The sequence below is a fragment of the Streptomyces sp. NPDC059696 genome (genome assembly GCF_042733745.1).
GTDB lineage: Bacteria > Actinomycetota > Actinomycetes > Streptomycetales > Streptomycetaceae > Streptomyces.
In genome coordinates, this window is sequence record NZ_JBHWFG010000007.1 from 1 (window position 1) to 10,458 (window position 10,458).

General features: G+C 72.6%; 13 protein-coding genes. 6 read left to right on the plus strand and 7 right to left on the minus strand.

The window, feature by feature from the left end; all coding sequences use genetic code 11:
- Positions 1-260, plus strand: a 260-nt coding sequence (locus ACFV20_RS09450; RefSeq protein WP_385654330.1) for a transposase, incomplete at its 5' end; no start/stop codon positions are given.
- A 63-nt stretch (positions 261-323) separates the two neighbouring features.
- Here ACFV20_RS09450 and ACFV20_RS09455 read toward each other — a convergent pair.
- The gene (locus ACFV20_RS09455; protein ID WP_385654333.1) at positions 324-1,169 is read right to left on the minus strand and encodes an NAD(P)H-binding protein; all 846 of its coding nucleotides are present in this window, start codon (positions 1,167-1,169) and stop codon (positions 324-326) included.
- Positions 1,170-1,272: 103 nt separating this feature from the next.
- Between ACFV20_RS09455 and ACFV20_RS09460 the strand changes: the two genes are divergently transcribed.
- Entirely contained in the window at positions 1,273-1,659 is a 387-nt protein-coding gene (locus tag ACFV20_RS09460; RefSeq protein WP_385654336.1) for a winged helix-turn-helix transcriptional regulator, read from the plus strand.
- On the opposite strand, the gene ACFV20_RS09465 is transcribed toward ACFV20_RS09460, so the two are convergent.
- Together ACFV20_RS09465 and ACFV20_RS09470 are read right to left on the minus strand one after the other, a co-directional pair.
- Positions 1,656-2,123, minus strand: a complete 468-nt coding sequence (locus ACFV20_RS09465) for a nitrate reductase molybdenum cofactor assembly chaperone (protein ID WP_385654338.1) — start codon at positions 2,121-2,123, stop codon at positions 1,656-1,658. The genes ACFV20_RS09460 and ACFV20_RS09465 overlap by 4 nt on opposite strands.
- A 132-nt stretch (positions 2,124-2,255) precedes the next feature.
- Positions 2,256-3,119 (minus strand): helix-turn-helix domain-containing protein, encoded by an 864-nt coding sequence (locus ACFV20_RS09470; RefSeq protein ID WP_385654341.1) that lies wholly within the window; start codon positions 3,117-3,119, stop codon positions 2,256-2,258.
- Between the two features lie 242 nt (positions 3,120-3,361).
- Between ACFV20_RS09470 and ACFV20_RS09475 the strand changes: the two genes are divergently transcribed.
- Positions 3,362-3,787 carry a hypothetical protein gene (locus tag ACFV20_RS09475; protein ID WP_385654344.1) on the plus strand — a complete coding sequence of 142 codons (426 nt, stop codon included), beginning with the start codon at positions 3,362-3,364 and terminating at the stop codon, positions 3,785-3,787.
- Here the strand turns inward: ACFV20_RS09475 and ACFV20_RS09480 are convergent.
- The gene (locus ACFV20_RS09480; protein WP_385654347.1) at positions 3,769-4,575 is read right to left on the minus strand and encodes a helix-turn-helix domain-containing protein; all 807 of its coding nucleotides are present in this window, start codon (positions 4,573-4,575) and stop codon (positions 3,769-3,771) included. The genes ACFV20_RS09475 and ACFV20_RS09480 overlap by 19 nt on opposite strands.
- Positions 4,576-4,702: 127 nt before the next feature.
- On the opposite strand from ACFV20_RS09480, the gene ACFV20_RS09485 reads away from it, so the two are divergent.
- Together ACFV20_RS09485 and ACFV20_RS09490 are read left to right on the plus strand one after the other, a co-directional pair.
- The gene (locus ACFV20_RS09485; RefSeq protein WP_385654349.1) at positions 4,703-5,008 is read left to right on the plus strand and encodes a 4a-hydroxytetrahydrobiopterin dehydratase; all 306 of its coding nucleotides are present in this window, start codon (positions 4,703-4,705) and stop codon (positions 5,006-5,008) included.
- Between the two features lie 4 nt (positions 5,009-5,012).
- Positions 5,013-5,756, plus strand: coding sequence for a class I SAM-dependent methyltransferase (locus ACFV20_RS09490; RefSeq protein WP_385654352.1), 744 nt, complete (start codon positions 5,013-5,015; stop codon positions 5,754-5,756).
- Here the strand turns inward: ACFV20_RS09490 and ACFV20_RS09495 are convergent.
- Both ACFV20_RS09495 and ACFV20_RS09500 read right to left on the minus strand, forming a co-directional pair.
- A complete protein-coding gene (locus ACFV20_RS09495; RefSeq protein WP_385654354.1) occupies positions 5,725-6,201 on the minus strand; it encodes a hypothetical protein in 477 nt (158 codons plus the stop codon). The genes ACFV20_RS09490 and ACFV20_RS09495 overlap by 32 nt on opposite strands.
- The gene (locus ACFV20_RS09500) at positions 6,198-6,677 is read right to left on the minus strand and encodes a hypothetical protein (protein ID WP_385654357.1); all 480 of its coding nucleotides are present in this window, start codon (positions 6,675-6,677) and stop codon (positions 6,198-6,200) included. The genes ACFV20_RS09495 and ACFV20_RS09500 overlap by 4 nt, the downstream gene beginning before the upstream one ends.
- A 39-nt stretch (positions 6,678-6,716) precedes the next feature.
- Here ACFV20_RS09500 and ACFV20_RS09505 point away from each other — a divergent pair, with 39 nt between their 5' ends.
- On the plus strand, positions 6,717-7,712 hold the full coding sequence (locus tag ACFV20_RS09505; protein WP_385654359.1) for a helix-turn-helix transcriptional regulator: 996 nt from the start codon (positions 6,717-6,719) through the stop codon (positions 7,710-7,712).
- Here ACFV20_RS09505 and ACFV20_RS09510 read toward each other — a convergent pair.
- Positions 7,678-10,326: a cellulose binding domain-containing protein gene (locus tag ACFV20_RS09510; RefSeq protein ID WP_385654361.1), complete on the minus strand. Its 2,649-nt coding sequence runs from the start codon at positions 10,324-10,326 to the stop codon at positions 7,678-7,680. The two genes, ACFV20_RS09505 and ACFV20_RS09510, sit on opposite strands and share 35 nt — an antisense overlap.
- Positions 10,327-10,458: the final 132 nt, after the last annotated feature.

Consider the following 10,458-nt stretch of genomic DNA (forward strand, 5'->3'; position numbering starts at 1 on the left):
GGCCGGACCTGGTCCTGGCCGACAAGGTGTACTCCTCGCGCGCGATCCGCGAGCACCTGCGCAAGCGCGGCATCCGGGCAGTGATCCCCGTCCCCGCTGGCCAACGCGGACACCGGCTACGTCGGGGCAGCCGGGGCGGCAGGCCACCAGCGTTCGACCGCGAGACCTACAAGCAGCGCAACACCGTCGAGCGGTGCATCAACCGCCTGAAGCAGTGGCGAGGCATCGCCACCCGCTACGAGAAGACCGCCACCATCTAGCGGGCCGGACTTCACATCGCGGGCATCGTCCTCTGGTCCGCCCGGTGATCCAAACGAGACTGCCTAACGGAACGCGGCGACGTTGCGGTGGGCCCAGTCCGTGAAGGGGCGGGGTGCGCGGCCCAGTACCCGCTCCACGTCGGGGCTGACGCGCTGCTCCGCGGGAGTGGGCTCGCCGAGGATGGCCAGGGTCGTCTCCACCACGGGCCCGGGCATGAACTCCAGCAGCTGCGCACGGGCCTCCTCACGCGTCTGCTCGACGAAACGGACCGGTTCGCCGAGGGCCTCCGCAAGAGCTTCGGCGCGTTGCCGGGGCGTGCTCAGGGCGGGTCCGGTCAGCTCGTAGACCTGCCCGGCGTGCCCGTCCTCCCGCAGGACCGCCGCGGCGACCTCGGCGATGTCGTCCGGGTCGATCACGGGCAGACCGACGTCACCGAACGGCGCGGCGACGGTCCGCCGGGTACGGACCGGTCCGGCCCAGGCGAAGGCGTTGGAGGCGAAACCGCCCGGACGCAGGATCACCCAGTCCAGACCCGACCCCCGCACGGCGTCCTCGATGGCCCGCCCGACGCCCCCGTGGGAGACCGACTCCGGCCGGGTCGCCACCCCCTGGGAGGACAGCAGTACCACGCGCCGGACTCCGCCGTCCCGGGCGGCTTCGAGAATCTGTCCGGGATCGAGCAGGTGTGCGTCGGCCCCGCCGTTCTGCAGGAACAGCGCGTCCGCACCGTCCAGCACGGGACGGAGGCCGCCGACGTCCGTCAGGTCCGCCGGGTGGGCCCCGACGCCTTCCGGTACGTCCGCGTCCGAGACCCTGCGCGAGGTCGCGGTCACCTTCTCGCCGGCCCCGGCGAGGGTCCGCACGAGTGATCGGCCCACGTTCCCGGTCGCACCGGTCACCACGATCATGAGCAACTCCCTTGTTATGCGGCCTGGTTGCCGATGTCGTGGACGCTAACACCGTCGATATAGTAGGTACCTAGAGGAAAGTGACTATCCCCAAGGGGTGCGCATGACCGCTCACACGACCGGGGCGGCGTCCGCCGCGACCGTGCCGGAACTCGCCTGCCCGATCAGCGCGGTCGTGGACATCGTGTTCAGCCGGTGGACCACGCCCGTCCTGTGGACGCTCCACACCCACGGCCGGCAGCGCTTCGTCGAGCTGGAACGGCGCATCGGCACCATCACGCCGAAGGTGCTGACCCAGCGCCTCAGGCAACTGGAGCGGGACGGCCTGGTCGTGCGCACGTACCACCCCGAGGTCCCGCCCAGGGTCGAGTACGAGATCAGCGAGCTCGGCCGCAGCCTCGCCCCGCTCTTCGCGCACCTCGCCGACTGGTCGGCCGCCCACCTGGAGAAGGTCGAGCAGGCCCGCCACACCTACGACAGCGAGAACTAACGCCCCGTGGCCACCGGCGGCAGCGTCGCGCACACCGCGTCCAGGACCGTCGCGTACGGCGTGCCGAAGTCGGTGAGCTTCGAGCGGAGCCGGTCCAGGCCGTCCCGGTGCTCCGCCAGCAGCTCGGTGTCGCCGGTGCGGGCCGCGCATTCCAGGACCGCGGGCAGGAAGTCCGGCGGCTCCTCGCCGGTCGTCTCCAGGCCGTGCGCGCGGTACAGCTCCTCGGACGGCGCCGGGGCCGCCTCGCGCCAGGCGCTCAGATACAGGCTGTGGTCCTGCCCGCCCTCGAACACCTCCACGTAGTGCGCGGCCAGCTCCCGCGGCGGGGTGAGGGCCGCGTGGTCGGCGAACTCACGCAGCTGGGGAGCCGCTTCCCGCAGCAACGGCAACCGGGCACGGAAATCGTCGTCGGGGTACATCAGGCACAGCGCGGCCGCCTGGTACAGCAGCTCGAATCCGGGCATCGGACCTCCTTCACGTGCGCTCACCCGCCCGTGCGGTCATCCCGACGCTAGGGGCGGGCCGGGGCGCACACCTGCCGACGGCGCCCGTACGGGTCAGAACCCGCCCCGTGACGTCGAGGCGGGGCCGGGGCCTCAGTAGCGCTCGCGGTACTCCCGCAGCAGTTCCTCCGTGCGCTGCGCGGAGCCCGCCCGGGCCGTCATGTGGTCCAGGACCTCCAGGTGCGCGGAGACCTCCTTGCGGGAGTCCAGGTACAGGGCGCCGGTCAGGTACTCCGTGAAGACCATGTCGGGCAGCTCCGGCTCGGCGAAGCGGAACAGCGAGAACGGCGCGTACGTCCCCGGGTGGGGGCCGTCCGCGAACTCCGCGATCTGCAGGGTGACCCGGTCGCGCCCGGCGTACTCCAGCAGCTTGTCCAGCTGCTCGCGCATCACCCGGCCGTCCGCGCTCACCGGGCGGCACAGCACTGTCTCGTCCATGATGACCCACAGGTGCGGCGGGTTGGGCCGGTCCAGCAGCCGCTGCCGCTCCATGCGCAGCGACACGTGCCGGTCCACGGCCTCGGGCCCGGCGTTCGCGATGGTGCCGGTCTGCAGCACGGCCCGGGCGTACCCCTCGGTCTGCAGCAGCCCCGGCACGAAGTGCGGCTCGTAGGACCGGATGATCCGGGCCGCGCCCTCCAGGCTCACGTACAGGCTGAACCACTCCGGCAGCACGTCGTGGAACCGCTGCCACCAACCCGGCCGGTTCGCCTCCTCGGCGAGGTCGACGAAGGCGGTCACCTCGTCCGCCGCCACCCCGTACGCCGTCAGCAGGATCTGCACGTACGGGATCTTCAGCGCGACGTCGGCGGTCTCCATCCGCCGGACCGTCGCCGGGGCCACCCGCAGCACCTTCGCGGCCTCGTCCCGGCTGAGGCCCGCGGCCTCCCGCAGCTCCTGCAACCGCTTGCCCAGGACCACCTGGCCCACGGTGGGTGCGGCCCGCCGTTCACTCACGCCACGCCTCCCCAACGTGCCCAAGCCTGCGATCAGTCTGTCACGGCCGGTCCACGGCGTGACAGGGCCCGGGGCGAGAAGATCGCCGAAATCACCGCGTGCCGCGCGGGCATGACCTCGCGGGTAATCGACCGGACGCCACCCGGAAGGGATCGTGGACGCACCGGGTTCCGGGCCGGCGCACTCCGCCCCGGGGCCCGGCCCCAGCCGCCGCACGACGACCCGACGGAGGGTGATTCCCCATGTCCGCGTTCCAGCTCGCCGCACTCGCCCGCACCCGTGAACCGCAGTCGATGCTGCGCCGCTTCCTCGCCCTGGACGCCGTCGTGACCGGTGGCAACGCGCTCGCCTACCTCGCGTTCTCCGGCCCGCTCGGGCGCTTCCTCGGCGCCGACGCCACGCTGCTCCTCGGCCTGGGCGGGTTCCTCGCCGTCTACGCGGCGGGCGTGGGCCTGCTGGCCGCCCGCCGGCAGCCGCCGGCGCTCGGCGTGCGGGCCGTCATCGAGGGCAACCTCGCCTGGGCGGTCGTGAGCCTCGTGGCCCTGGCGCTGTGGCTCTCGCCCAGCACGCCGGGAGCGGTGTGGACGGTGCTGCAGGCCCTGGTCGTGGCCGGCTTCGCGGTCCTGCAGCACACCGCACTGAAGGCCCGTCAGGACATCAGCGTCTGAAGGTACTTGGCCGTCGCCGGGTCCGCCGGGAGCAGCGTCTCGATGGCCAGCTCGGCGACCGTCACGTCCATCGGCGTGTTGAACGTGGAGATCGAGGAGATGAACGACAGCGTCTGCCCCTCGTGTTCGATCCGCAACGGCAGCGCGAAGTGCGGAACCGGCTCCGAGGGTTCGTCCGCCGTGTCCGTCTCGGGCACGGGGTACGCCGCCACCTCCTCGTACAGCGCCCGTAGCGGCTGCGAGCGGTGCAGGGCGATCTGCCGCTCCATCTGCTCCAGCAGGTGGCCGCGCCAGGCGCGCAGATTGCGGATGCGCGGCGCGAGGCCCTGCGGGTGCAGGGCCAGCCGCATCGCGTTCAGGGGCGGTGCGAGCACCGCCTCGCCGACGCCCTCCACCAGCGTCATCACCCCCCGGTTGGCGGCCACCACGTTGTACAGCGCGTCCACCACCAGGGCCGGGTACGGCTCGTACCCGCTGATCAGGCGCTCGATGCCCTCCCGCAGGGCGCCCAGCGCCGGATCGTCCAGCGGGGTCTCCGGGTAACGGGGGGCGTAACCGGCCGCCAGCAGCAGCGCGTTGCGCTCCCGCACGGGCACGTCCAGTTGCTCGGCCAGCCGCAGCACCATGTCCTCGCTGGGACGGGAACGGCCGGTCTCGACGAAGCTGATGTGCCGGGCCGAGGAGTCCGCGCGCAGGGCCAGCTCCAGCTGGCTGACCCGCCGCTGCTCCCGCCAGGCCCGCAGCAGCGGGCCCACGCCCCGCTCGGCGGTGGACGGGTGAGTGGTCATGCCGGGACGGTAGTCGAGAACCGGTCGTCCCGGACAGGTGCACCCGTCTGACCAGGGCTTCGGCCGCTCCGTTGTGGCACGCTGAGAGGACACCGCGGACACAGCAGTCTGGGAAGGAGCGCAGCCCATGCCCGTCGAACCGCTGTCGCAGAAAGAGGTCGAGGACCGGCTGGCCGAGCTGCCGGGCTGGTCGCTCGACCAGGACCGCCTGGTCCGCTCGTACCGGCTCGGCTCGCACTTCTCGGCCACGGCGATGGTCGTGCACATCGCCCAGGTCCAGGAGGAACTGAACCACCACTCCGACCTGACGCTCGGCTACGACACCGTCGCCCTGGCCGTGCACACGCACAGCGCGGGCGGCGCCGTCACCGAGAAGGACTTCGAGCTCGCCCGCAGGGTGGAGGACCTCGCCCCGGGGCACGGGGCACACTGACCGGGTGCTCGACTACGACAAGGAAGCGGAGCGGTACGACGCCTCGCGCGGCGGCGAGCCCCGGGCGGCCGCCGCCGCCCAGGGCGTCCTGAGCCTCGTACCGCCGGACACGCGCAGTCTGCTCGACGTCGCCTGCGGCACCGGCATCGTGACCCGCCGGCTCGCCGCCGCCCGCGACGACATGAGCGTGATCGGCGTCGACCTCGCCGCGGCGATGGCCCGGCAGGCCTCCACCCGGCTCCCCGGCGCCGTCGTACGCGCCGACAGCCGCCGGCTGCCCTTCCGGGACGGGCAGTTCGACGCCGTGTGCAGCGTGTGGCTGCTGCACCTCGCGGCCGGGCCCGCCGAGGTGCGGGCCATCGTCGCCGAATGCGCCCGGGTGCTGCGCCCCGGCGGGGTCTACGTCACCACCGTCGACAAGGCCGCCTCCCACAACGTGGGCAGTGACATCGATGTCGTGCTGTCCTCCCGGCCGCCCGGCCCGGTCCGGGACGCGGCGGCGGACGTCGAGTCCTGCGCCGCCGCCCACGGCCTGGTCCCGGCCGGCCGGGCCCGCTTCACCGGCCACGGCCAGGGCCGCAGCCCCCGCCGTACGATCGCCGACCTGCGCAGGGGCTGGTTCGTCACGCTGCCGCCCGGCGACCCGCTCGCCGACGGGTTCGCCGACCGCCTCGCCCGGCTCCCCGACCAGGACCGGCCGCGCCGCGACCCGGTGTTCAGCCTGCGGTCGTTCCGGAAGGCCGGGTGAACTCCATGATCCAGTTGGTCACCCAGCCGGCCCCGCCGTCGACGGAGAACGCCTGCTCCCACCGGGCCGACACGGCGGAGACGCCCGACCAGACGAACCGTGCCCGGATGTCCTTCCCGTCGTGGGTGTCGTCGCCGTAGAACGTCCCGGTTCCCCCCTCGAATCGGCCGACGACCGGCGGGAACAGCGTCCCGCTGATGCTGGAGGCCCAGTACAGGGACCACTGCTCGCTCTCCCGGTCGAAGAGCCGCAGGGTCGCACCCTTCGCCGACAGGTGCGGCATGTCGATCTCGTCGAGGTTGGCGGCCCCGTCGAACAGCGGCAGACAGCGGCTGGTGCCCGGGAACTCCTCCCAGTCGCTGTCCGGGTCGAGGAAGTCGGTGCGGCGCCGGTGCAGGACGTCCCAGTCGCCATGGAAGAAGTCGAAGTCGTGCGGGCTGCTCATGTGCGGTCTCCGGTGGTTCCGTCGGGCAGGGAGTCGGTCAAGTAGGCCTGGAGGTCCGGGACGTGCGGGGCGAGCAGATGCCGCACCCAGGCGTCCCGTTCGTGCAGGATCGGCGGCAGCTCCCACACGCAGCCGATCCACGGCAGGTCCGGTGTGATGAAGTGGCTCGGGTCGCGGTCCGGGCAGCCCAGCACCGGCTGGCCCGCCGCCGCGCCCTTGAAGTGCAGGACGTTGTCCCACACCCAGCTGTACGCGTTGAGGTAGGCGCCGTCGTCGCCGCCCCGGTGCAGGACGACGAAGGTCGCCGGGGGAGTCCCGTCCGGCTCCGGCAGCAGCTCCGGCAGGATCGCGTAGGCCGCCTTCTCGACGTCGGGTTCGATTCCGGCCGGGCCGGCGGTGACGTGGTAGCGCTTGACGTGCCGGCCGGCCACCTCGATCGGCGGAGGGACGGTCAGCAGTTTCTCGGTGAAACCCATGGCGCGACGCTAGAGCCGCTTCACTGACATCCTGTGTCAGTGAAGTCCAGCCGACTCGTCTCGATCCTCCTGCTGCTCCAGACCCGCGGCCGGATGACCGCCGCACAGCTCGCCGCCGAGCTGGAGGTGTCGGTACGCACGGTGTACCGGGACGTCGAGGCGCTGAGCGCGGCCGGTGTCCCGCTGTACGGCGACGCGGGCCACGCCGGCGGCTACCGCCTGCTGGAGGGCTACCGCACCCGTCTCACCGGCCTCACCGCCGACGAGGCCGAGGCCCTCTTCCTCGCCGGCGCCCCCGGTCCCGCCGCCCAGCTCGGCCTCGGCTCCGTCCTCGCCGCCGCCCAGCTCAAGGTCCGGGCCGCCTTGCCGGCCGAACTGCGCCCGCACACCGACCGGATCAGCGGGCGCTTCCACCTCGACGCGCCCGGCTGGTACGCCGACGCCGACGAGACGCCGCACCTCCCGGCCGTGGCCGACGCCGTGTGGAACTGCCGTGCCCTGCACATCCGTTACCGGCGGTGGCGGGAACCCACCGACGTGGAGCGCCACCTGGAGCCGTACGGACTCGTCCTCAAGGCGGGCCGCTGGTACGTCGTCGCGGGCCCGGGCCCCCGCACCTACCGGGTCGACCAGATCCTCCAACTCGCCGCTCTGGAACAGCAGTTCACCCGTCCGGACGACTTCGACCTGGCCGGCTACTGGGCGGCGTACCAGCGCGACTTCCACCGCCGGCTCCGGCCGGCCCGGGCGGTGGTCCGGCTGGCGCCGGGCGTCATGCTGCCCGGACCGGGGCAGAGCGACGCCCACCCGGACGAGGACGGCTGGACCCGGACCACCGTCCCCATCGAGTCCCTCGACCACGCCCATGCCGAGTTCCTCCGCCTCGGCACGGGCATCGAGGTCCTCGAACCCCCCGAACTGCGCGACCGTATCGCCCGGACGGCGGCGGAACTGGCGGAGCGGTACGGCAGCCCGCGCCCCGCCGCCGGTGAGCGCCCGCTCAGGCAACCGCGCAGGTCTGCCCACCCAGCGTGAACGCGGCCGGTTTCGCGTTCGGGCCCGAGCGGTTCGCCGTGAAGCCGAAGCTCACCGACGAACCCGGCGCCACGTTCGCGTTCCAGCCGACGTTCTTCGCTGTCACCGCCGAACCCGCCTGTCCCGCCTGGGCGTTCCACGCCTGGGTCAGCTTCTGGCCGTCGGTGAAGGTCCAGCCGAGCGACCAGCCGTTCCACGCGCTCGTGCCGGTGTTGGTGAGCCGCACGTCCGCCTGGAAGCCGTCCGGCCACTGACTGGTGATCTGGTAGGTGACCTTGCAGGCACCGGTCGGCGTCGGGTCCGGCCCCGGGTCTGTCGGGTCGCCGTCCGCGCTGTCGCCGTAGAGGACGCCCCGGCCGTTCGTGGAGACGTAGACGCGGCCGTACACCCGGGGGTCGCCGGTGATGGCCGCACCCGTCCAGCCCCACTGGTGGGCGTCGTCGTTGATGCGCGTCCAGCTCGCGCCCTGGTCCGTGGAGCGGAAGAGGCCCCGCACGCCGCCGATCTTCGCGCTGGTGTAGAGGGTCTGGTAGGAGGCGCCGGGGGCGGCCTTGCCGAAGCCGATGGTGTCCGCCTGCGCGACGTTCGCGAGCCTGGTGAAGCTCGTTCCGCCGTCCGTCGAGTGCCACAGCCCATAGGCGCCGTCGGTCGCGCCGCCGGCCAGCCACACGTCGCCCTTCCCACCGGGCAGCGCCTTGAAGCGCACGCTGTCACCGCTCGGCAGCCCCGTGGCAGGGGTGGCCGCGAAGGTCGCCCCGCCGTCCGTACTCACGTAGAACTTCCCGGACTTGAAGCCGTAGAACGTCTTCGCGTCGACCCGGTCCGACTCCACGATCGCCCCGGCGGGGATGCCCGTGGAAGCCTGCCACGACGTCCCGAAGCCGGTCGTGTGGTGCACGCCCGCCCCCTCGGGGCTCCACACGAACCTGCTGCCGTCGGCCGCCGACGCGACGGTGCCGCCGCCGCTCACGCCCGAAGGGTCGGTCCCGGCGGACCAGTTGGCCCCGTTGTCCGTCGAGAACGCGATGTGCGGGCCCGAGTCCAGATTCCCCGCCCGCACCACCGTGTTCGGGTCCGACTCGGCGAAGTCCAGACTCGTGGTCGTGGTGAAGTTCGGCTGGGTGAACATCATCGACGGCACCTTCGTCAGGTCCGTGTGCCGGAAGCCGCCGATGTCGCCGAGCGCGCTGAGCAGCGGGGCGCCGGACGGGGGAGAGGCGAGGTCGTTGACCGCCGTCTCCTCCAGGCCCCGCACCATCGGCTTGACGGCGAACCTGCCTCCGCTGTCCCAGTTCGTGAGGTTCTCGGTGCCGTATACCGTCGCGCCCGTCCCGTACATCATGCGGTCGGAGTCGAACGGGTCGATCTCCAGGGCCTCGGTCATCCAGCCCAGCTTCGGCGTCTGCTCGGGCGGTTGCGGGTGCGCGTCCCAGGTCAGCCACGGCGAGGACGAGACGTCCATCGTGTAGTGGTTCGCACGGTCCGGGTACGACGTGTAGTCCCACGCCTTGCTCCAGGTCGCGCCGCTGTCGGTGGAGCGGAAGATCTGTGTGTCCGGCCACCAGGCGCTGTACGCGGTCGCCATGACCGTGCCCGGCCTCTGCCGGTCCACGGTCAGCCCGCTGAAGCCGTAGGAGGTGTCCGCCTCCGCCACCGGGCTGATGTCCCTCCAGGTCCCCGTGCCCGTCGCGTACCGCCACAGCCGGCCCTTGCCACCGTCGTACGGCCCGCCCTTGTCGCTGTAGGCGAGGTACAGACTGCCGCTCTTCGCGTCCAGGACGCCCTTGTGGGCGAGATGGCCGGTGGGCTGCCCGGCCAGCCGCTGCCAGGTCGCCCCCGCGTCCGTCGACCGGTACACCGCGTTGTCCTTGTCGGCGACCCCGACGTAGACCGTCTTCGTGGCGTTCCCGGCGGTGCCCGTGGACTCGTCGAAGGTGACCCACACGATGCCCTGGTTGTCGGACGCGTAGCCGGAGGTGTCGCCGGGATCCTGTACGTAGTCGCCCACGTTGGGGAAGTTCGCCACCCGCGACCAGGTCACCCCCGAGTCCGTCGACCGCCACAGCCCGTTGCCGCTGGGCGCGCCCAGATACAGCACGCTGTTGCGGTTCGGGTCGATGGCCAGCCGCTCGCCCATGCCCCGCCCCGGCATGTTGCCGCCCAGCTTGAACGGCAGGTCCGCCTTCCGCCAGCTCGCGCCCCGGTCAGAGGAGCGCATGACCGCGCCGTTCTTCGGGTCCCAGCTGTTGGTGTACGTCCCGACCGCCGCGTACACCCGGTCCGGGTCGACGGAGTCGGACGCGATGCTGACGACGCCGGTGTGCCCCCAGTCGTCCCACCCGACCGAGTCCAGCAGCGGTGTCCAGGTCTTGGAGGACTCCTGCCAGCGGTACGCGCCGCCGATGTCCGTGCGGGCGTAGGCCAGATTCTTCTCGGAGCGGTTGAAGACGATGCCGGGGACGAACCCGCCCCCGTCGATCCGGGCGTTCTTCCAGCTGTACGTGTCGGCGGCGAGCTTCGTCACCGCGGGATCGGCGGCCAGGGCCGTGGGGGCGCCCGACAGCAGCCCGGCCGCCAGCGCCAGCACGGCCGTGAGGATGCGGGTTCTTCGCACGGTGGGGGGTCCTTCCGTGAGGGGGGACGTGCGAGGGCCGGGCGGGGGCCCCGGGGGGGGGGGGGGCCCCCGCCCGGGCGGGCGCGCCCGCCGGGGGGGGGGCCCACAACACCCGCCCCCCGGCGCCGGTGA